Origin of the sequence: Streptomyces candidus (genome assembly GCF_014207445.1) — a bacterium.
GTDB classification, from domain to species: domain Bacteria; phylum Actinomycetota; class Actinomycetes; order Streptomycetales; family Streptomycetaceae; genus Streptomyces; species Streptomyces candidus.
The window spans coordinates 349,138-368,972 of the sequence record NZ_JACHEM010000004.1; the positions used below are offsets into that span (position 1 = coordinate 349,138).

Below are 19,835 nucleotides of genomic sequence, written 5' to 3' on the forward strand. Positions count from 1 at the left end.
CGCGCAGGACCCGGCCGCCGCAAGGAACCCGGCCGCCCGGCCCGCGTACCCAAGCCGGAGGCAAAGCCGTGCCCGCGCACGTTCCCGACAGTGACCCCAGCACCCCGCCCAGCACCACTGCCACCACCCCCACGCCCGGCAGCACCAGCACCAGCCTCCTCGCCGACGACCCCCTCGCCCGCGAACGCGCCCATCTCGCCGCCTCCCGTTCCGCACTCCGCGCCATGCGGGAGGACGTCGAGAACCTCGACATCAGGGACGTCACCGCGAACTGGGTCAACGCCGCAGTCCTCACCGCCCAGATCGACGACCGCATCAAGGCCCTCGCCGACCTCTCCCACACCCCCCTCTTCTTCGGCCGCCTCGACTACCTGCACACGGTCGGCGCCGATCTCGCCGAGGGTTCCGCGGGGGAGAGCTTCTACATCGGCCGTCGGCACGTGCACGACGCCCACGGCGACCCCATGGTCATCGACTGGCGCGCCCCCGTCTCGCAGCCCTTCTACCGCGCCTCCCGGAAGAACCCGCAGGACGTCGGGCTGCGCCGCCGCTTCGGCTACACGGGCGGCGAGCTCACCGCGTACGAGGACGAGCACCTCACCGACGCCACCGAGACCGAGCGGACCAGCAAGCTCCTCCAGGCGGAGATCGAGCGTCCCCGCGTCGGCCCGATGCGGGACATCGTCGCGACGATCCAGCCGGAGCAGGACGAGATCGTACGGTCGGGGCTCTCCGGCTCGGTCTGCGTGCAGGGCGGCCCCGGCACCGGAAAGACCGCCGTCGGCCTGCACCGGGTCGCCTACCTCCTCTACGCGCACCGCGAGCGCCTCGCCCGCACCGGCACCCTCGTCATCGGCCCGAACAGGTCCTTCCTGCACTACATCGAGCAAGTCCTGCCCGCCCTGGGCGAGTTGGAAGTGAAGCAGGCGACCGTGGACGACCTCGTCACCAGCGGGGCAGGCGCGGGCATCGAGATCCGCGCCACCGACGAACCCGCCGCGACCTCAGTGATCAAGGGCGACGCCCGGATGGCCGAGGTGCTGCGACGCGCGATCCGCGCACACGTGACGATGCCGACCGAGCCGGTGGTCGTCGTGCGCGGCTCGCGTCGCTGGCGGGTCCCCACGTACGAACTGGAGGGGATCGTGGGCGAGTTGCTGGCCCGCGACATTCGTTACGGTGCGGCCCGCGACGCCCTGCCGCGCCGCATCGCCCACCAGATCCTCGTGCGGATGGAGGAGGCGGGCGAGGCCCCCGACGACCGCGTGCAGGACACGGTCGCCCGCGATCCGGCCGTGAAGCAGGCGGTCAAGGCGATCTGGCCGCCGGTCGACCCGGCGAAACTGGTCCTGCGCCTGATCTCCGACGCCGGGTTCCTCGCCGAGCACGCGGACGGCGTTCTCACCGACGACGAGCAGCGCACTCTCCTGCACCCCAGGCCCGCCCGCTCCCCGAAGTCCGCGAAGTGGTCGGCGGCCGACGCCGTACTCATCGACGAGGCCCGCGACCTGGTGGAGCGCACGCACTCGCTCGGCCACGTCGTGCTCGACGAGGCGCAGGACCTGTCCCCCATGCAGTACCGGGCGGTGGGGCGCCGGTGCTCGACCGGGTCGGCGACGATCCTCGGGGACCTCGCACAGGGCACCACACCGTGGGCGACGGGGAGTTGGGCCGAGGCGCTCGCCCACCTCGGCAAGCCGGACGCGGTCGTCGAGGAACTCACGGCCGGTTTCCGGGTCCCGCGCGACGTCATCGCGTACGCGTCACGGCTCCTCCCCCTCATGTCCCCGGGCCTCACGCCGGTCTCCTCCGTACGCGAGAGTCCCGGCGCGATGTCGGTCCAACTCGTGCCGGGCGAGGCGGACCTGGACACGGCAGTGGTGGCCGCCTGCGAGGAGGCCCTCACTCACGAGGGCTCGATCGGCCTGATCGCCGCCGACACCCGCATCCCGGCCCTGGCGAAGGCACTGGAGGCGGCCGGTCACTCCTGGCTCTCCCCCGGTGAGGAGACCACCGCGGCGTCCCGCCTGACCCTCGTACCGGCCTCCCTCGCCAAGGGCCTCGAATACGACTACGTGGTCCTCGACGAGCCGGCGGCCGTAGTCGGCGCCGAACCGGACGAACGGACGGGCCTGCGCCGGCTGTACGTGGCCCTGACCCGAGCGGTGTCGGGCCTGACCGTACGACACGCACTCCCCCTGCCGGAGGCACTGAGGGACTGACGGGCCGACCGGAAGCGGCCCAGGGGCGGCAGGACGGCCGGCGAGACGCCTGGACCCCGCGCCGGCAGTGCCCGCGCGGGGTGGGCCTGGGCGCGTCCCGTGCGCGAGCCGTACCCGCACGGGGCCGTGGGGTGGGCCTGGGCGCGTCCCGCGCGGGGTGGCGCGTCCCGCGCGGGACGTACCCGCGTGGGGCGCCCTGGGCACGGCACGCGACCCGGGCGTCCGTCGCCCCCCTCCCCGGCCCTCCGGTCAACGGCTCCTGGCAGGAGGCAGGGCCCCCGTCCCGGGCCGCGTGCCACCTCAGGCGTCCAGCACCCGCCGCCACTCCCGCACGGCCGCCGCCGACACCGGCTCCGCCCAGCCGCCCGGCCGGGCCGCGCCGCCGATGTGGAACGCGTTGATCCCCCCGGCCCGCAGCTGCGGCAGATGGTCCAGTCGCAGTCCGCCGCCCACCAGGATCTGCGCCCCGTATCCGGGCTCACCCGCCCGGCCGGCCTCCGCCAGCAGCGTCGGAAGGCCCGCGTCGACGCCCTGCGCCGACCCCGCCGTCAGGTAGGTGTCGAGTCCCGGGAGGTCCGCCAGTTGCTTGCGCACCGCGTCCCGGTCGTCCGCCCTGTCGATCGCCCGGTGGAACGTCCACCGGCACCCCGCCAGCTCCGCGACGAGCCGTTCCACCGCGACCAGGTCCGCGTTGCCGTCCGCGTCGAGGAATCCGAGGACGAACTCCTCGGCGCCCTCCGCGCGCAGCCCGCGCGCGCTCTCGGCCAGCGCGTTCACGTCACCGGCCGCGAATCCGTCGGTGGCCCGCAGCATCACGCGCAGCGGAATGTCCACGGCGGCACGGATCGCGGCGAAGGTCTCGCGGGGCGGGGTGAGTCCGTCCGCAGCCATGTCCGTGACCAGTTCGAGCCGGTCGGCCCCTCCGGCCTGCGCCGCGACCGCGTCCTCGGCACTGAGGGCGATCACCTCCAGGACTGCACGCTCACTCATGGGGTTTCCGCTTCCTTCGCCATCACCAGTCGACACGGCCACGAACAGACATAGGTCTAGTCCAATCCCCAGACTAGAGGCCCCGCTCGGCCCGCGCACCTTCCGTGCACGCGTTTCCCGTTCACCGCCCACTGTCCCGCATACCCCCGGGGAGTACAAAAACTCCACTTGCCCCGCATGGGGGAGGGGGGTATACAGGAACCAAGCCAATTATACCCCCAGGGGGTAATAGGCGCCGAGAGATCAGCACCGCGTGATCAGCACCGCGTGATCAGCACCGCGTGATCAGCGTGGGGTGATCAGCACCGCACCACCGGCACGTACCGCACACCCGGCACCAACAACAGCACGGACACCACATCTCGCGTCCCAGGAGAGTCGTCATGACCGTCCAGACACCGGCACCCAAGCCGTCCCCGGCAGCCGCACCCGCGTCCCCCGCCCTCGTCGAACTCGCCATCGGCGGCATGACCTGCGCCTCCTGCGCCGCCCGCATCGAGAAGAAGCTCAACCGGATGGACGGCGTCCAGGCGACGGTCAACTACGCCACCGAGAAGGCGAAGATCGCGTACGACGGCGAGAACACCCAGGTCGGCGACCTGATCGCCACCGTGGAGAAGACCGGCTACACCGCGCGGCAGCCCACCCCCCAGGAACGCCCGCCCGAATCCGGTACGACGGGCGACAGCGAGGGGACGGCCCCCGAAGAACCCGACCCCGCGCTCGTCTCCCTCCGCCAGCGCCTGGTCACCGCCACCGTCCTCGCCGTCCCCGTGATCGCGATGTCGATGGTCCCGGCGCTCCAGTTCCCGTACTGGCAGTGGCTGGCGCTCACCCTCACCGCGCCCGTGGTGACGTACGCCGCCTGGCCCTTCCACCGCGCCGCGTTCACCAATGCCCGGCACGGCGCGGCGACGATGGACACGTTGATCTCGGTCGGCACCTCGGCCGCGTTCCTCTGGTCGCTGTGGGCCCTCTTCCTCGGCACGGCGGGCATGCCCGGCATGACGCACCCCTTCGAGCTGAAGATCTCCCGGAGCGACGGCGCCGGGAACATCTACCTGGAGGCGGCTGCCGGGGTGACCGCCTTCATCCTGGCCGGCCGCTACTTCGAGGCCCGCTCGAAGCGCAAGGCGGGCGCGGCCCTCAAGGCGCTCCTCCAGCTCGGTGCGAAGAACGTCACCGTCCTGCGCGACGGCACCGAAGTCACCGTACCGACGGCCCAGTTGAAGGCAGGGGACCGCTTCCTGGTCCGCCCCGGCGAGAAGATCGCCACGGACGGCACGGTCGTCGAGGGCACCTCGGCCGTCGACGCGTCGATGCTGACCGGGGAATCCGTGCCCGTCGAGGTCGGCGTGGGCGACAGCGTCACCGGCGCCACCCTCAACGCGGGCGGCCGGCTCGTCGTCGACGCCACCCGGGTCGGCTCGGACACCCAGCTGGCGCGGATGGCGCGCCTCGTGGAGGACGCGCAGAACGGCAAGGCCGCCGCCCAGCGCCTCGCCGACAGGATCTCCGCGGTCTTCGTACCGGTCGTCATCGCCCTGGCACTGGGCACCCTCGGCTTCTGGCTCGGCAGCGGGGCGGGCGCGACCGCCTCCTTCACCGCCGCGGTGGCCGTCCTGATCATCGCCTGCCCCTGCGCCCTGGGCCTCGCCACCCCGACCGCCCTCATGGTCGGCACGGGGCGCGGCGCGCAGCTCGGCATCCTGATCAAGGGACCCGAGGTCCTGGAGACCACCCGGAAGGTCGACACGATCGTCCTCGACAAGACCGGTACCGTCACTACCGGCCGCATGACCCTCCTCGATGTGCACCTCGCGGACAACGCCACCGAGACCGACGTACTGCGCCTGGCAGGTGCGTTGGAGAACGCGTCCGAGCACCCGATCGCGCGGGCGGTCGCGGTCGGCGCCGTCGAGCGCACCGGCCCCCTCCCCACCCCCGAGGACTTCGCCAACGTCCCCGGGCTCGGCGTCCAGGGCGTCGTCGACGGCCACGCGGTCCTCGTCGGCCGTACGCGCCTTCTCGCCGACTGGTCGATTCCCCTCCCCGCCGCCCTGGAACGCGCCAAGGCGGACGCCGAGGCCGCCGGCCGTACCGCCATCGCCGTCGCCTGGGACGGCGAGGCCCGCGCGGTCCTCACGGTCGCCGACGCGGTGAAGGACACCAGCGCCGAAGCGGTCACCCGGCTCAAGGCCCTCGGCCTCACCCCGATCCTGCTGACCGGCGACAACAGGGCGGTCGCGGAGGCGGTCGCCGCCGAGGTCGGCATCGAGGAGGTGATCGCCGACGTCATGCCCGAGGACAAGGTGGCAACCGTCAAGTCACTGCAATCCGAAGGGCGCTCGGTGGCCATGGTCGGCGACGGCGTCAACGACGCCGCCGCCCTCGCCCAGGCCGACCTGGGCCTGGCGCTGGGGACGGGCACGGACGCGGCGATCGAGGCGGGCGATCTGACGCTCGTACGGGGCGACCTGCGGGCCGCGGCGGACGCGATCCGCCTCTCCCGCCGCACCCTCCGCACGATCAAGTCGAACCTGTTCTGGGCGTTCGCCTACAACGTCGCCGCACTCCCGCTCGCCGCACTGGGCCTCCTCAACCCGATGATCGCGGGCGCGGCCATGGCCTTCTCGTCGGTCTTCGTGGTCGGCAACAGCCTCCGTCTGCGGGGCTTCAAAGCGGCCTGACCGCTCCCGGACGGCCACTGCACGGGGTGGCCTCCCGGCCCCCTCCCTCGGCCCGGGGGGCCGCCCCCTGCCCGTGCCCGCCGCTCCGGAGCGGAGACCGGACGTCGGCCCGCCCCGCGCCTCGCCGCCCCCCTGCCGCAGAGCGACCGCACGGCGCCCTCCCGGCACACTGTGGGCATGACGAACACGCACGACGCGGAGGACCTGCACCGCCGGTGGGCCGAAACCGTGACGGCGGTCCGCCACGGACACACCGCGGACCCCGCCCCGTACGCCGCCCATCTCCTCGCTCGCTGGTCGGAGCCCCAGCGGCACTACCACACCGTCGCCCACCTCTCCGCCGTCCTCGGCCACCTCGACACCCTCGCCGGCCACGCCGCCGACCCGGAGCTGGTGCGTCTCGGCGCCTGGTTCCACGACGCCGTGTACCACCCGGAGCGCGACACCAACGAGGACCGCTCCGCCCGCCTCGCCGAGCGCGCCCTTCCCGAGCTGGGCCTCTCCCCCGCCGCCACCGCCGAGGTCGCCCGCCTGGTCCGGCTCACCACCACCCACGACCCGGACCCCGACGACACCAACGGTGAGGCTCTCTGCGACGCGGACCTGGCGGTCCTCGCCGCGCCCCCGGAGGCGTACGCCGCCTACGCCTCCGCGGTGCGCACCGAGTACGCCTTCGTGCCGGACCCCGACTTCCGGCAGGGCCGCGCCGCCGTCCTCACCCAACTCCTCGCGTTGCCCCGCCTGTTCCGTACGCCGTACGGAACCAGGCACTGGGAGGACGCGGCCCGCCACAACCTCTCCACGGAGCTGATGCTGCTCTCCCCGTGAACCGCCGCGACGGGGGCGGTGCGCCCACCGGCCTCCCCACCCGGCCCTCGGCAGCACTCGGCCCTCGGCAGCACCGGCCCCCACCGGAGCCGCCCCGGCCCCGCACCGCGGGCCCCTCCCCGCAGCCCAGGCACTCTCCCCGGCGCCCCGTCCGCCCCCCGTGCGCGGCCCCCGCTACCGCCGGTGCCGTACGAAAGTCGCCACCATCTCCGCCAGCCGTCCCGCCGTCTCCACGTCGCAGCGGCCGAGGTCGATGAGCGGGGCGGGGACGTCGCGGGCGCAGGAGGCGGGGTCGAGGGTGAGGGAGGGGAGGTTCAGGCCGGCCGAGGCGAGCGCCTCGCGGAGGGCGCGGATCGTTTCTTCGGCGGCGGGAATGGCGGGCTGTGCAGTAGTCATGATCCATACCTCTACCGTTCGTATGGTGCTTATGCATCGGCGGAGTTGAAAGCATTCTCAAGTGGACGAATTCGGTGGGCGGCGGGCGCGGGAATGGCCGGGTCGGACGGCTTGTTGAACGCTGTTATGCCCCCCTCCGATCACGCGCGCCCCACGCGCCCGCCGCGCGACCGCGCCCGCATGCCCCTTGCCGTCTACATGCTCGGTCTCGCCGTCTTCGCCCTCGGCACGAGCGAATTCATGCTGTCGGGGCTGCTGCCGCCGATCGCACGCGACATGGACGTGTCCATTCCGCAGGCGGGGCTGCTGATATCCGCCTTCGCGGTCGGCATGGTGGTGGGCGCTCCGCTGCTCGCGGTGGCGACGCTGCGGCTGCCGCGACGGACGACGCTGATCGCGCTGATCACCGTGTTCGGGCTGGGACAGGTGGCGGGGGCGCTCGCACCCTCGTACGAGTTGCTCTTCGCGTCGCGCGTCGTGAGCGCGTTCGCGTGTGCGGGGTTCTGGGCGGTGGGGGCGGCGGTCGCCATCGCGATGGTGCCGGTGACGTCCCGGGCACGGGCGATGGCGGTGATGATCGGCGGGCTGAGCATCGCGAACGTGCTCGGGGTCCCGGCCGGAGCGTTCCTCGGCGAGAGCCTGGGGTGGCGTTCGGCGTTCTGGGCCGTGGGTGCGGCCTCCGCGGTCGCACTGGTCGGTGTCGTGACCCTGATCCCCCGTATCCCGCTGCCCGAGGAGAAGCCGCAGCTGCGGCGCGAGCTGGGTATCTACCGGGACCGGCAGGTGCTGATCAGCGTCGCGATCACGGCACTGGCCGCCGGTGGTGTCTTCTGCGCGTTCAGCTACCTGTCCCCGCTGCTGACCGACGTCGCCGGGCTGGACTCGTCGTGGGTGCCGTGGGTGCTGGGGCTGTTCGGGTTCGGGGCGCTGGTCGGTACGACGGTGGGCGGCATGGTCGCGGACGCGCGGCCGTTCGGCGTCCTGATCGGCGGGATCAGTGCGTCGACGGTGCTGCTGGTGGCGCTGGCCCTGTTCGGCGGTACGGCGGCGGTCGCGGTCGCGCTCTCCTTCGCCCTCGGCTTCTCCGCGTTCTTCACGGCGCCGGCGCTGAACGCACGGATGTTCAACGTGGCGGGCGCCGCCCCGACGCTGGCGGGGGCGACGACGACCGCCGCCTTCAACATCGGCAACACCGGTGGCCCGGGGCTCGGCGGCACGGTCATCGACGCCGGCTGGGGCTTCTCCGCCACCGCGTGGGCGGGCGCGAGTATGACCGTGGTCGCGGTGGGATGCGTACTGGTGGCACTGCGGTGGCAACGCGGCGCGGGCCGGGGCACGGCCCCTCAGTCGCGGGTGGTCGCGACGGGAGCCACGGCGGCACAGGAGGCCGGCGCCGTACGGAAGTGAAGGCGTCGGGACGGGCCGCGGGCGGCTCCACCTGCCGCAGGACGGGTGGAGCCGCCCCGCTGCGCCGCCCGCACCGGAGCGTCCGGCGGCAGACCGGAGAATTGGCGGGCTGCCGCCCCCGGTGCCGTCTGCGTCGCGTCCCCCGCCCCCGAGCGGTCAGGGCTGTCGCGCCCTTCGCCGTGACATTCGCCCCGATCCACTCCGCGTGGGCCACGCGCACCCCCCGTCACGCACGCCCGCGCCACGCGCGAGCCTCACCCGCCCGTGTAGCCGTGCTTGCGGCGGCGCAGGCCCGCCGCCGTGATCCGGCGGACCAGTTCCTTGCTGCCGATCTCCACCGCACCCGCCGCGACCGCGTCGGCGTACCGCGCCTGGGGAACGTCGTAGTGGTCGCGCTCGAAGGCGCGCGGCGGGCAGCCGATGCGAGCGGCGAAGGCGTGCAGTTCGTCGTACGAGACGTCGCTGACCAGATGCGACCAGAGGCGGCCGTGGCCGGGCCAGGTCGGCGGGTCGATGTAGAGGGTCATGCGGGCGTGCGCCTTCCGGGCCGGGTCGTCATGCGGGCGGCAGCTTTCCGACCGGGGACACGGCGACGACGGCCTTCGTGCAGACCCAGTGCGGGTCGGGGCCGAGTTCGGGTTCGACTTGGAGGGCGTGCGGGTCGCCGTCGTGGCAGACGGAGCACAGCGGCCAGCGGCCGTACTTCTCCAGGAGGGCGTCCTGTACGTCCTGGGCGACGAGGCCCGCCACGTACGAGGCGCCCTCGGGCCACTGCTCGACCCACCAGCGCCGGTGCACGACCGCGTCCTCGACGATCGACACGATGCCGGGGTCCGCGACGTCGCGGGCGGTCAGGTCGGCCATGACCTGGGCGCGGGCGGAGTGCAGAGCCTGTTCGAGGGTGTCCATGAGGCCATTGTCGCGCGGCCAAGCACGGCCGAGCACGGCGGACCGAAGCCCTCGGCCGCCCCGGGACCTCCGCCCCATTGACTCACCCCCGGACTGAAAATATCTTTCAGTGGTGAGCGATTCATTGAAGGAAAGTTCCACGGGCTCGGACACAAGCTCGTCCCCGTCCACGGTTCCGGCCGTCCCGGACGTGCACCCCGCCCCGACCCCAGCCGCCGCCACGGCCGCCCCCGCCCCTGCCGCCCTCGCCGCGAAGGTCCGTACCCTCGCCCCCTCCATGACCCGCTCGATGCAGCGTGTCGCGGAGACCGTCGCGGGCGACCCGGCGGGCTGTGCCGCGCTCACCGTCACGGGGCTGGCCGAGCTGACCGGCACCAGTGAGGCGACCGTGGTCCGGACCTCCCGGCTCCTCGGGTATCCGGGGTACCGGGACCTCCGTCTCGCTCTGGCCGGGCTCGCCGCCCACCAGCAGTCGGGACGCGCGCCCGCCGTCACCGCCGACATAGCCGTGGACGATCCGATCGCGGACGTCGTGGCGAAGCTCGCCCAGGACGAGCAGCAGACCCTCGCCGACACCGCGGCCGGCCTGGACACCGTCCAGCTCGGTGCGGCCGTCGCCGCCCTGGCCGCCGCCCGCCGCATCGACGTCTACGGGGTCGGCGCGTCGTCCCTGGTCGGCGCCGACCTCGCGCAGAAGCTCCTGCGCATCGGCCTGATCGCGCACTCGCACACCGACCCTCACCTCGCCGTCACCAACGCCGTCCAGCTCCGGGCCGGGGACGTGGCCGTCGCCGTCACGCACTCCGGGTCGACCGCCGACGCCATCGAGCCCCTCCGCGTCGCCTTCGAGCACGGCGCGACGACGATCGCGGTCACCGGCCGGCCCAAGAGCCCCGTCACCCAGTACGCCGACCTCGTCCTCACCACCTCCACCGCCCGCGAGAGCGAACTGCGGCCCGCCGCGATGTCCAGCCGTACGAGCCAACTCCTGGTTGTGGACTGCCTGTTCGTGGGCGTCGCCCAGCGCACGTACGACACGGCGGGCCCCGCGCTGGCCGCCTCATACGAGGCACTCGCCCACCGCCACGACCCCCGCACCGCCCGGTAAGGAACCCCGCCATGACCAGTACCGCGCCCTACGGCGAACTCCGCGCCCAGCTGGAGACCCTCACCACCGAGGCGTTCCGCCCCGAACTCGCCGAGATCGACCGGTTGTCCACGGCCGAGCTGGCCGCCCTGATGAACGGCGAGGACGCGACCGTTCCGGCGGCCGTGGCCGCGCAGCTCCCGCAGATCGCCGCCGCGATCGACTCCATCGCCGAACGGATGGCGAGGGGTGGCAGGCTGATCTACGCCGGTGCCGGTACGGCGGGACGGCTCGGCGTGCTCGACGCCTCCGAATGCCCGCCCACCTTCAACACCGACCCCAGCGAGGTCGTCGGACTGATCGCCGGGGGCCCGTCCGCCATGGTCAAGGCGGTGGAGGGGGCCGAGGACAGCAAGGAGCTGGCGGCCGCGGACCTCGACGGGCTGAAGCTGACCGCGGAGGACAGCGTCGTCGGCGTCTCCGCGTCCGGCCGCACCCCGTACGCCATCGGCGCCGTCGAGCACGCCCGTACGGCAGGAGCCCTCACCGTCGGGCTGTCCTGCAACGCGGACAGCGCCCTCGCGGCAGCCGCCGAGCACGGCATCGAGGTCGTCGTCGGCCCCGAACTCCTCACCGGCTCCACCCGGCTGAAGTCCGGAACGGCGCAGAAACTCGTCCTCAACATGATCTCGACGCTCGTCATGATCCGGCTCGGCAAGACGTACGGAAACCTGATGGTCGACGTCCGCGCGTCCAACGAGAAACTGCGCGCCCGCTCGCGCCGCATCGTCTCCCTCGCCACCGGAGCCGACGACGCCGAGATCGAGGCCGCGCTCACCGCCGCCGGCGGGGAGGTGAAGAGCGCCATCCTGATCATCCTCGGCGGCGTCGACAGCGCCACCGCGACGACCCTGCTCGACGACGCGCACGGTCACCTCCGCGCGGCACTGCGTTCCGCCGCGGACGCCGCCTCCTCCCGCTAGACCCCCTGTTCAACGCCACCCGCACAGCAAGGCACTCCACCATGGCTGACCCCAAGAACCGCGCCACCGCCGCCGCGATCCTTCCGCTCGTCGGCGGCGCGGACAACGTCACCTCGGTCGTCCACTGCATGACCCGGCTCCGGCTGGGCCTGCGCGACCGTGCGCTCGTCGACGACGAGGCGCTCAAGGCGCTGCCGTCCGTGATGGGCGTCGTCGAGGACGACACATACCAGATCGTGCTGGGACCCGGTACGGTCGCCCGGGTCACCCCCGAGTTCGAGGCGCTGGTGGCGGAGGAACGCACGGACACCTCCGCGCCCGGCCCTGGAGAGAACGGGGAGAGTGCCGCGCCGGTGCCCGCGCCGAGCCCCGACCACGCGCTCACCGCCGCGGAGTTGGCGTCCCAGGGGGCGGCACTGAAGGCCGCACGGAAGGCGAAGAACGCCACCCCGTTCAAGCTGTTCCTGCGCCGTATCGCGAACATCTTCGTCCCGCTGATCCCCGCCCTCATCGGCTGCGGCATCATCGCGGGCCTCAACGGGCTGCTGATCAACCTGGGGTGGCTGCCCGCCGTCACCCCGGCGCTCGCCGCCATCGCCTCCGGCTTCATGGCGCTGATCGCCGTCTTCGTCGGCTTCAACACGGCGAAGGAGTTCGGCGGTACGCCGAGCCTGGGCGGGGCGGTGGCCGCGATCATCGTCTTCCCGGGCGTCGCGAAGATCGACGCGTTCGGCAACACGCTCTCCCCCGGCCAGGGCGGGGTCCTGGGCGCCCTGGCCGCGGCCGTCCTCGCCGTGCACGTCGAGAAGTGGTGCCGGAAGTGGGTTCCCGAGTCGCTCGACGTGCTGGTCACCCCCACGCTCACCGTGCTTCTCTCCGGACTGGTCACGATCTTCGGCCTGATGTTCGTCGCCGGCGAGGTCTCCACCGCCATCGGCACCGGGGCGGACTGGCTGCTGACCCACACCGGCGCCTTCGCGGGCCTCGTCCTCGGCGGCCTCTTCCTCCCGCTGGTCATGCTCGGCCTGCACCAGGCCCTCATCCCCATCCACACCACCCTCATCGAGCAGCAGGGCTTCACCGTCCTGCTGCCGATCCTGGCGATGGCGGGCGCGGGCCAGGTCGGCTGCGCGGCGGCGGTCTACCTCCGTCTCCGGCACAACCACTCGATCCGCAACACCATCAAGTCCGCTCTGCCGGCCGGCATCCTGGGCGTCGGCGAGCCGCTCATCTACGGTGTCTCGCTCCCCCTCGGCCGGCCCTTCGTCACGGCGTGCGCGGGTGGCGCGGCCGGCGGGGCGTTCGTCGGGCTGTTCTCGATGCTCGGCGACAAGGTGGGCTCGACGGCCATCGGCCCGTCGGGCTGGGCGCTGTTCCCGCTCCTCCAGGGCAACCACGGCCTGGGCACGACGATCGCCGTGTACGCGGGCGGCCTGCTCGTCGGCTACCTGGTGGGCTTCGCCGCGACGTACTACTTCGGCTTCACGAAGACGATGCTGGCGGAGCTGAACACTCCGGCGGCGGAAGCGGCGGCCGACCCCGAGAAGCCAAAGGAGCCGGTCGCGGCCTGAGGGTCAGTGCGGAAAACGTGCGGTGTCCAGCTGCCCGCCGAACGGCTCGGGCAGCACCACCGTCTCACCGAACGGCACCCTGTCCGCGTGCTTGTACGCGCCGTTCTGCGGCTCCGTGAACAGGGTGCTGGTCGGCCCGTGCTCGTCGAACCGGTCGATCAGGAGATAGGCGGGGACGGGCGCGTGCGCGTAGGCCCAGAGCTTCCTGGTCCGGTCCTCACGGGCGTTCCCCTTGGAGGTGATCTCCACGACGAGGAGCGCCTCGGCGGCGTCCAGCGGGTCGGCCACCGCCGGGTCGGCGTCCACCACGAAGCGCTTGGGCATCACCACGAGGTCGGGCACGTACAGCTTGTCGAGGGGCGCGATCAGGATACCGAGCGTCTGGTAGATGCCCGTGGCGGCGGGTTTCGCCCCGTAGAGGAACTCCTGAAGTTCATCGGCGATGGCGTTGTGATGCGGGTGCGGCGGCGGTACCAGGACGATCCGTCCTTCGTCGATCTCGGCGCGCCAGCCCTCGGGCACATCCAGTCCGCGCCAGGTTTCCAGCAGGTAGGCCCACGGCCGGGCGGTCAGCGGCTGATCGTGCTCAGCCATCGCAGCGGTCATCGCGGTTCCCTTCTCTCCTGGCCCGAGGACGGCGCAACACTAGGACGACGAACGGGCGGGTGTCTGCCTCTTCCGCCAGCATCCCACGAAGGGGTGACATCCCGCCCGTACCGTACGCGCGCCTACCGCTCCCAGCACTCCACTTCCCGCAGGTCCGGCATCCGGTCCCGCGTGAACACCGGGTCGATCCCCATGCGCCGCTGCTCCCGGTAGTCCTCCAGCAGCCGGAACGCGATCGCCGAGAGCGGAATGATCGCGGCCATGTTCACCAGCGCCATGAAGCCCATGAACACGTCGGCCAGGTTCCACACGATGGACACCGACCCGAGTGCGCCCAGGAACACGGTCACCAGCACCAGCACCCGGTAGGCGGGCAGCACCCACTTCTTGTCGTCACCGGTGATGAACTCGATGTTGGACTGCCCGTAGTAGTAGTTCCCCATCATCGAGCTGAACGCCAGCATGAAGACGACCACCGTCAGCACGTGCCCGGCCCAGTCGCCCAGCGACGACGTCAGGGCGGTCTGCGTGAGGTCGGCGCCCTGGCGGGCGCCTCCGAGGTCGGGGGTGGTCGTCAGGATGATGAAGGCCGTCATCGTGCAGATCAGGATCGTGTCGAAGAAGACGCCCAGCGACTGCACGAGGCCCTGCTTGACGGGGTGCGAGACCTCCGCCGCGGCACCCGCGTTCGGGGCCGAGCCCAGGCCCGCCTCGTTGGAGAACATGCCGCGCCGGATGCCCTGCTGGATCGCCGTGCCGATCGCACCGCCCGCGACCTCCCGGAAGCCCAGGGCCCCGCCGACGATGTCCGCCAGCACCCGGGGCACGTCGGTGATGTTGAGGACGACCACCACGGCGCCCAGCAACAGGTACACCACGGCCATCACGGGCACGAGCACCTGCGCGACGCTGCTGATGCGCCGTACGCCGCCGAAGACCACCAGGCCGAGCAGGACCGCCAGCACCACGCCGATCACCGGCTCCCGCCACGGGGCGTCGCCGCCGAAGGACCCGCCGACCACCGAGACGATCGTGTTGGCCTGCACCGCGTTGAAGACGAACCCGAAGGTGAGCGTGATGGTGACGGCGAACAGCACGCCCAGCCACCGCTTCCCCAGGCCCCGCTGCATGTAGTACGCGGGCCCGCCCCGGTAGGTGCCGTCGTAGTCCCGGACCTTGTACAGCTGGGCGAGCGCGGACTCCACGAACGCGGACGCCGCGCCCACCGTCGCCATCACCCACATCCAGAACACCGCACCGGGCCCGCCCAGCGTGATGGCTGCCGCTACGCCCGCGATGTTCCCCGTACCGACCCGGGCCGCCGCCGAGATGGTGAAGGCCCCGAAGGACGACACGGACTTCCGCCCGCGTGCGTCGGGCAGGGCCTTGTCACCCAGCACTCGGATCATCTCCGGAAACATCCGCAGCTGGACGACCTTCGAACGGAACGTGAAATAGAGGCCCGCGCCGATCACGAGCGGGATGAGCAGATAGCTCCAGAAGACGTCGTTGACGTCGATGATGAATGAGTCCAGGTTTCCCATGGGGCACAGCTTGCGCAGCAATAGCCGGGTTTATCCAACCGAAACCTTCTGAATGCCCGTCGGATACGCCACTGGGGCGGCATCCCGAAGGGATACCGCCCCAGTGGACGTACCTACTGCGTCAAGCAGAGGGAGGTGGACTCAGAAGTCCATGTCCCCGCCCGGCATGCCGCCCGGGGCGGCAGCGCCGGCCTTCTCGGGCTTGTCGGCGATGACGGCCTCGGTGGTGAGGAACAGCGCGGCGATCGACGCGGCGTTCTGGAGGGCGGAGCGCGTGACCTTCGCCGGGTCCAGGATGCCCTCGGCGATCATGTCGACGTACTCACCGGTGGCGGCGTTCAGGCCGTGACCGATGGGCAGGTTGCGGACCTTCTCCACGACGACGCCACCCTCGAGACCACCGTTGACGGCGATCTGCTTGAGCGGGGCCTCCAGCGCGAGCTTCACGGCGTTGGCGCCGGTCGCCTCGTCGCCCGTGAGCTCCAGCTTGTCGAAGACGGCCGAGGCCTGGAGGAGGGCGACGCCACCACCGGCGACGATGCCCTCTTCGACGGCGGCCTTCGCGTTGCGAACGGCGTCCTCGATGCGGTGCTTGCGCTCCTTGAGCTCGACCTCGGTGGCGGCACCGGCCTTGATGACGGCCACGCCGCCGGCCAGCTTCGCCAGGCGCTCCTGGAGCTTCTCGCGGTCGTAGTCCGAGTCGCTGTTCTCGATCTCGGCACGGATCTGGTTGACGCGGCCGGCAACCTGGTCGCTGTCACCGGCGCCGTCGACGATGGTCGTCTCGTCCTTGGTGATGACGACCTTGCGGGCGCGGCCGAGCAGGTCGAGACCGGCGTTCTCCAGCTTGAGGCCGACCTCTTCGGAGATGACCGTGCCGCCCGTGAGGATGGCGATGTCGTTCAGCATGGCCTTGCGGCGGTCGCCGAAGCCCGGGGCCTTGACGGCGACGGACTTGAACGTGCCGCGGATCTTGTTGACGACCAGCGTGGAGAGCGCCTCGCCCTCGACGTCCTCGGCGATGATCAGCAGCGGCTTGCCGGACTGCATGACCTTCTCCAGCAGCGGAAGGAGGTCCTTCACGTTGCCGATCTTCGAGTTGACGATGAGGATGTACGGGTCGTCCAGCGACGACTCCATGCGCTCCATGTCGGTGGCGAAGTACGCCGAGATGTAGCCCTTGTCGAAGCGCATGCCCTCGGTGAGCTCGAGCTCCAGGCCGAAGGTCTGCGACTCCTCGACCGTGATGACGCCTTCCTTGCCGACCTTGTCCATGGCCTCGGCGATGAGCTCGCCGATCTGGGTGTCGGCGGCGGAGATGGAGGCCGTCGAAGCGATCTGCTCCTTGGTCTCGACATCCTTCGCCTGCTCCAGCAGGGCGGCGGAGACGGCCTCGACGGCCTTCTCGATGCCACGCTTGAGGGCCATCGGGTTCGCGCCGGCGGCTACGTTGCGCAGACCCTCGCGGACCAGGGCCTGGGCCAGGACGGTCGCGGTCGTCGTGCCGTCACCGGCGACGTCGTCGGTCTTCTTCGCGACTTCCTTGACCAGCTCGGCGCCGATCTTCTCGTACGGGTCCTCGAGCTCGATCTCCTTGGCGATGGAGACGCCGTCGTTGGTGATCGTGGGCGCGCCCCACTTCTTCTCAAGGACGACGTTGCGGCCCTTGGGGCCAAGGGTGACCTTGACGGCGTCGGCGAGCTGGTTCATGCCACGCTCGAGGCCGCGACGGGCCTCCTCGTCGAACGCGATGATCTTGGCCATGTGAAGTGGTCCTCCCAGGACGTAGGGGGCACCCCCTGCTCCTCATGAGCTTGGGGGAGGATTTCTTCGGACCGGTGGTCGGCGCCCGCGACGGACGGCCCGAGAGTGCGGGGGAATCCCTACCCCCACGCTCTTCGGACCTCACCTACCTGGTCCAAGTTTCTGTCACTCTCACGGGGAGAGTGCTAACGCCAATGATTAGCACTCGGCATAGGAGAGTGCAAGCGACTACCACGGATCCGGGGGGTCGTGGCACCCCGTGGACCGGACGCACGCAGGGCCCGCACCCCGGTGACGGGGTGCGGGCCCTGCGTGCGTGAGTACTGGTGAGTGCGTCGGTGGCCGATCGCGCCGAGATCAGACGGCGAGCTTGACCATGTCCGCCTGCGGACCCTTCTGGCCCTGCGAGATCTCGAACTCGACTCGCTGACCCTCTTCAAGGGTGCGGTAGCCGTCCATCTGGATCGCGCTGTAGTGGACGAAAACATCCGCACCACCGTCGACCGCGATGAAGCCGTACCCCTTCTCCGCGTTGAACCACTTGACGGTGCCCTGAGCCATGCCTAACTCCCCTATTACTGGCCCTTGCGCGGGACCGCACTTCGCGGCCCCGGGTCAGACCCCACCTTCCGACAGGAGTGGAAGGTGTGCGCCGTAGCGCGTCGACCGCGGCTGAATGTATCCGCCCAACTGCCCTCTGCAACAGGCCAATCGGACGGAAATTCTGGGCACGCCCGAACACTCGGATCGGTCAACTGCCCATATTCCAGGGCAAGTCGGGTCGGACATAATGTGCGCATCGGCAGCAAAAGGCTCGAACACGCGGGCCGCATCTTGTCGCGTTCTCATATGCGCGGGGCATGGGCGGCGACCGGGGCTTCCCCTACTCTACCCCTTTCAACCCTACGGAATTGCCCCCTCCGCTTGTGAGCGAAGGGGGCAACCGGAAGTGATGCGGGGGCAGTTGTACGGCTCAGCCGCCGGCGACGGCGGGAATGATGGAGACGCCCGCACCGTCCGGCGTCGCCGTCCCAAGACCGCTCTCGAAGCGCACGTCGTCGTCGTTCACGTACACGTTCACGAAGCGGCGCAGCTTGCCCTGGTCGTCCAGGACGCGGGCGGCGATGCCCGCGTGGTTCTTCTCCAGGTCGGCGATGACCTCGGCGAGGGTGGCGCCCTCGGCGGCGACCTCGGCCTCGCCGCCGGTGTACGTGCGCAGGATGGTGGGGATGCGGACCTTGACGCTCATGGTGTTCAGCCTTCCGGTACGGGGGTGGTTCAGCGGGCCAGGCCGGCGTCGCGGAACGCCTCCAGGCTCGGGCGGATGGTCGCGGAGGGGCCGGTGGTCGGCGCCACCGCGTCCAGCGTCTTGAGGCCGTCGCCCGTGTTGAGCACGACGGTGGTGAGCGTCGGGTCCAGCAGCCCGGCCTCGATGAGCTTCTTCGTGACGCCGACGGTCACTCCGCCGGCGGTCTCCGCGAAGATCCCTTCCGTACGGGCCAGGAGCTTGATCGCGTCGACGACCTGCTCGTCGTTCACGTCCTCGACGGCGCCGCCGGTGCGGCGGGCGATGTCCAGGACGTACGGGCCGTCCGCCGGGTTGCCGATGGCGAGGGACTTGGCGATGGTGTTCGGCTTCTGCGGCTTCACGACGTCGTGCCCGGCCTTGTACGCGGTGGAGACCGGCGAGCAGCCCTCCGCCTGGGCGCCGAAGATCTTGTACGGCCTGTCCTCGACCAGACCCAGCTTGATCAGCTCCTGAAGACCCTTGTCGATCTTCGTGAGCTGGGAGCCGGAGGCGATCGGGACGACGATCTGGTCGGGCAGCCGCCAGCCGAGCTGCTCGCAGATCTCGTACGCCAGGGTCTTGGACCCCTCGCCGTAGTACGGGCGCAGGTTGACGTTGACGAAGCCCCAGCCCTCGCCGAGCGGGTCGCCGATCAGCTCGGAGCAGAAGCGGTTCACGTCGTCGTAGTTGCCCTCGATGCCGACCAGCTCGCCCCCGTACACGGCGGCCATGACGACCTTGCCCTGCTCCAGGTCGTGCGGGATGAACACGCAGGAGCGGAAGCCGGCCCGCGCGGCGGCGGCGCCGACGGCACCGGCCAGGTTGCCGGTGGAGGAGCAGGAGAGGGTGGTGTAGCCGAAGGCGCGGGCCGCCTCGACGGCGATGGCGACGACGCGGTCCTTGAAGGAGTGCGTCGGGTTGCCGGAGTCGTCCTTGACGTACAGGCCGCCGGTGACACCGAGTTCGCGGGCCAGGTTGTCGGCCTTGACCAGCTTGGTGAAGCCGGGGTTGAGGCTGGGCTTCTCGGCGACGTCGGCCGGCACGGGCAGCAGGGGGGCGTAGCGCCAGATGTTGTCCGGGCCGGCCTCGATGCGCTTGCGCAGCTCCTCGGGGTCCTCGGCGGGCAGGTCGTAGGCGACTTCCAGCGGGCCGAAACAGAGCTGACAGGCGAAGATCGGGCCGAGCTCGAAGCGCTCTCCGCACTCGCGGCAGGAGAGGGCCGCGGCGGGGCCGAGGTCGACGGTGGTGGTGGCTTCGGTGGCCTGCACAACCATGATGGCGAGGTCCTTCCTCATCTTCCCCGCGACGGCTTTCGCCGCGAGACGGAATTGGCACCTTCCCGGCCTGACCTCGCGGTCGGCAGGGGGGTTGCCGGGACTTCGACGGGCCGTTTCCCTCAGTCCCTCTGGATGAGCGCTGTGACTCCGGATTGCCCCGCGTGAGCGGGCCGGGTGTTTGTGGGCGCCGACGACCCCGGCATGCGCCGGTCGTCCGCGTTGTTCAAGACTGTAACCGAACCCCCGGGGGCTTGAGACAGTCGTCCGGACCGC

General features: G+C 71.3%; 17 protein-coding genes and 1 riboswitch. Of the genes, 7 read left to right on the forward strand and 10 right to left on the reverse strand.

Translation table 11 applies throughout. The features are described from left to right. The first annotated feature begins 68 nt into the window (after positions 1-68). Positions 69-2,222 (forward strand): HelD family protein, encoded by a 2,154-nt coding sequence (locus HNQ79_RS10290; RefSeq protein WP_185029300.1) that lies wholly within the window; start codon positions 69-71, stop codon positions 2,220-2,222. 300 nt (positions 2,223-2,522) lie between these two features. Here the strand turns inward: HNQ79_RS10290 and HNQ79_RS10295 are convergent, their stop codons facing one another. After that, entirely contained in the window at positions 2,523-3,212 is a 690-nt protein-coding gene (locus HNQ79_RS10295) for a copper homeostasis protein CutC (RefSeq protein ID WP_185029302.1), read from the reverse strand. 383 nt (positions 3,213-3,595) lie between these two features. Between HNQ79_RS10295 and HNQ79_RS10300 the strand changes: the two genes are divergently transcribed. Then, positions 3,596-5,902 carry a heavy metal translocating P-type ATPase gene (locus tag HNQ79_RS10300; protein ID WP_185029304.1) on the forward strand — a complete coding sequence of 769 codons (2,307 nt, stop codon included), beginning with the start codon at positions 3,596-3,598 and terminating at the stop codon, positions 5,900-5,902. Between the two features lie 177 nt (positions 5,903-6,079). After that, on the forward strand, positions 6,080-6,730 hold the full coding sequence (locus HNQ79_RS10305; RefSeq protein ID WP_185029306.1) for an HD domain-containing protein: 651 nt from the start codon (positions 6,080-6,082) through the stop codon (positions 6,728-6,730). 174 nt (positions 6,731-6,904) lie between these two features. Here HNQ79_RS10305 and HNQ79_RS10310 read toward each other — a convergent pair whose 3' ends face one another. Beyond that, complete coding sequence (locus HNQ79_RS10310) at positions 6,905-7,126, reverse strand: hypothetical protein (protein ID WP_185029307.1); 222 nt, start codon at positions 7,124-7,126, stop codon at positions 6,905-6,907. 180 nt (positions 7,127-7,306) lie between these two features. On the opposite strand from HNQ79_RS10310, the gene HNQ79_RS10315 reads away from it, so the two are divergent. Next, entirely contained in the window at positions 7,307-8,533 is a 1,227-nt protein-coding gene (locus HNQ79_RS10315; RefSeq protein WP_185029308.1) for a Cmx/CmrA family chloramphenicol efflux MFS transporter, read from the forward strand. Positions 8,534-8,787: 254 nt separating this feature from the next. On the opposite strand, the gene HNQ79_RS10320 is transcribed toward HNQ79_RS10315, so the two are convergent. After that, positions 8,788-9,060 (reverse strand): DUF4031 domain-containing protein, encoded by a 273-nt coding sequence (locus tag HNQ79_RS10320; RefSeq protein WP_185029309.1) that lies wholly within the window; start codon positions 9,058-9,060, stop codon positions 8,788-8,790. Between the two features lie 28 nt (positions 9,061-9,088). Beyond that, positions 9,089-9,442, reverse strand: coding sequence for a DUF8819 family protein (locus HNQ79_RS10325; protein ID WP_185029310.1), 354 nt, complete (start codon positions 9,440-9,442; stop codon positions 9,089-9,091). Between the two features lie 190 nt (positions 9,443-9,632). Between HNQ79_RS10325 and HNQ79_RS10330 the strand changes: the two genes are divergently transcribed. Genes HNQ79_RS10330 through HNQ79_RS10340 form a run of 3 tightly spaced genes read left to right on the forward strand, consistent with a single transcriptional unit; the run spans position 9,633 to position 13,083 of the window. After that, positions 9,633-10,550, forward strand: a complete 918-nt coding sequence (locus HNQ79_RS10330; protein ID WP_185029585.1) for a MurR/RpiR family transcriptional regulator — start codon at positions 9,633-9,635, stop codon at positions 10,548-10,550. Positions 10,551-10,561: 11 nt separating this feature from the next. Continuing rightward, positions 10,562-11,512 carry an N-acetylmuramic acid 6-phosphate etherase gene (murQ, locus tag HNQ79_RS10335; protein ID WP_185029311.1) on the forward strand — a complete coding sequence of 317 codons (951 nt, stop codon included), beginning with the start codon at positions 10,562-10,564 and terminating at the stop codon, positions 11,510-11,512. A gap of 41 nt (positions 11,513-11,553) precedes the next feature. Next, the gene (locus HNQ79_RS10340; RefSeq protein WP_185029312.1) at positions 11,554-13,083 is read left to right on the forward strand and encodes a PTS transporter subunit EIIC; all 1,530 of its coding nucleotides are present in this window, start codon (positions 11,554-11,556) and stop codon (positions 13,081-13,083) included. A 3-nt stretch (positions 13,084-13,086) separates the two neighbouring features. On the opposite strand, the gene HNQ79_RS10345 is transcribed toward HNQ79_RS10340, so the two are convergent. The 6 genes from HNQ79_RS10345 to thrC all read right to left on the reverse strand — a co-directional run bounded on the left by HNQ79_RS10345 (position 13,087) and on the right by thrC (position 19,559). Then, positions 13,087-13,689 (reverse strand): Uma2 family endonuclease, encoded by a 603-nt coding sequence (locus tag HNQ79_RS10345; protein WP_185029313.1) that lies wholly within the window; start codon positions 13,687-13,689, stop codon positions 13,087-13,089. Between the two features lie 122 nt (positions 13,690-13,811). Then, a complete protein-coding gene (locus tag HNQ79_RS10350; RefSeq protein ID WP_185029314.1) occupies positions 13,812-15,233 on the reverse strand; it encodes an alanine/glycine:cation symporter family protein in 1,422 nt (473 codons plus the stop codon). A 141-nt stretch (positions 15,234-15,374) separates the two neighbouring features. After that, positions 15,375-16,997 (reverse strand): chaperonin GroEL, encoded by a 1,623-nt coding sequence (gene groL / locus HNQ79_RS10355; protein WP_185029316.1) that lies wholly within the window; start codon positions 16,995-16,997, stop codon positions 15,375-15,377. Between the two features lie 357 nt (positions 16,998-17,354). After that, positions 17,355-17,558 (reverse strand): cold-shock protein, encoded by a 204-nt coding sequence (locus tag HNQ79_RS10360; RefSeq protein WP_005315736.1) that lies wholly within the window; start codon positions 17,556-17,558, stop codon positions 17,355-17,357. Between the two features lie 412 nt (positions 17,559-17,970). Then, positions 17,971-18,246: a MoaD/ThiS family protein gene (locus tag HNQ79_RS10365; protein WP_185029318.1), complete on the reverse strand. Its 276-nt coding sequence runs from the start codon at positions 18,244-18,246 to the stop codon at positions 17,971-17,973. A gap of 29 nt (positions 18,247-18,275) precedes the next feature. After that, positions 18,276-19,559 carry a threonine synthase gene (gene thrC / locus HNQ79_RS10370; protein WP_185029320.1) on the reverse strand — a complete coding sequence of 428 codons (1,284 nt, stop codon included), beginning with the start codon at positions 19,557-19,559 and terminating at the stop codon, positions 18,276-18,278. A 14-nt stretch (positions 19,560-19,573) separates the two neighbouring features. Beyond that, positions 19,574-19,701: riboswitch (SAM riboswitch) on the reverse strand. Between the last annotated feature and the right edge of the window lie 134 nt (positions 19,702-19,835).

What these genes read in the sequence shown, in the direction of transcription:
- HNQ79_RS10295 (WP_185029302.1), bottom strand. Translation starts at nt 3,212, where the DNA reads ATGAGTGAGCGTGCAGTCCTGGAGGTGATCGCCCTCAGTGCCGAGGAC.
- HNQ79_RS10300 (WP_185029304.1), top strand. Translation starts at nt 3,596, where the DNA reads ATGACCGTCCAGACACCGGCACCCAAGCCGTCCCCGGCAGCCGCACCC.
- HNQ79_RS10305 (WP_185029306.1), top strand. Translation starts at nt 6,080, where the DNA reads ATGACGAACACGCACGACGCGGAGGACCTGCACCGCCGGTGGGCCGAA.
- HNQ79_RS10310 (WP_185029307.1), bottom strand. Translation starts at nt 7,126, where the DNA reads ATGACTACTGCACAGCCCGCCATTCCCGCCGCCGAAGAAACGATCCGC.
- HNQ79_RS10315 (WP_185029308.1), top strand. Translation starts at nt 7,307, where the DNA reads ATGCCCCTTGCCGTCTACATGCTCGGTCTCGCCGTCTTCGCCCTCGGC.
- HNQ79_RS10320 (WP_185029309.1), bottom strand. Translation starts at nt 9,060, where the DNA reads ATGACCCTCTACATCGACCCGCCGACCTGGCCCGGCCACGGCCGCCTC.
- HNQ79_RS10325 (WP_185029310.1), bottom strand. Translation starts at nt 9,442, where the DNA reads ATGGACACCCTCGAACAGGCTCTGCACTCCGCCCGCGCCCAGGTCATG.
- murQ (WP_185029311.1), top strand. Translation starts at nt 10,562, where the DNA reads ATGACCAGTACCGCGCCCTACGGCGAACTCCGCGCCCAGCTGGAGACC.
- HNQ79_RS10340 (WP_185029312.1), top strand. Translation starts at nt 11,554, where the DNA reads ATGGCTGACCCCAAGAACCGCGCCACCGCCGCCGCGATCCTTCCGCTC.
- HNQ79_RS10345 (WP_185029313.1), bottom strand. Translation starts at nt 13,689, where the DNA reads ATGACCGCTGCGATGGCTGAGCACGATCAGCCGCTGACCGCCCGGCCG.
- HNQ79_RS10350 (WP_185029314.1), bottom strand. Translation starts at nt 15,233, where the DNA reads ATGGGAAACCTGGACTCATTCATCATCGACGTCAACGACGTCTTCTGG.
- groL (WP_185029316.1), bottom strand. Translation starts at nt 16,997, where the DNA reads ATGGCCAAGATCATCGCGTTCGACGAGGAGGCCCGTCGCGGCCTCGAG.
- HNQ79_RS10360 (WP_005315736.1), bottom strand. Translation starts at nt 17,558, where the DNA reads ATGGCTCAGGGCACCGTCAAGTGGTTCAACGCGGAGAAGGGGTACGGC.
- HNQ79_RS10365 (WP_185029318.1), bottom strand. Translation starts at nt 18,246, where the DNA reads ATGAGCGTCAAGGTCCGCATCCCCACCATCCTGCGCACGTACACCGGC.
- thrC (WP_185029320.1), bottom strand. Translation starts at nt 19,559, where the DNA reads ATGGTTGTGCAGGCCACCGAAGCCACCACCACCGTCGACCTCGGCCCC.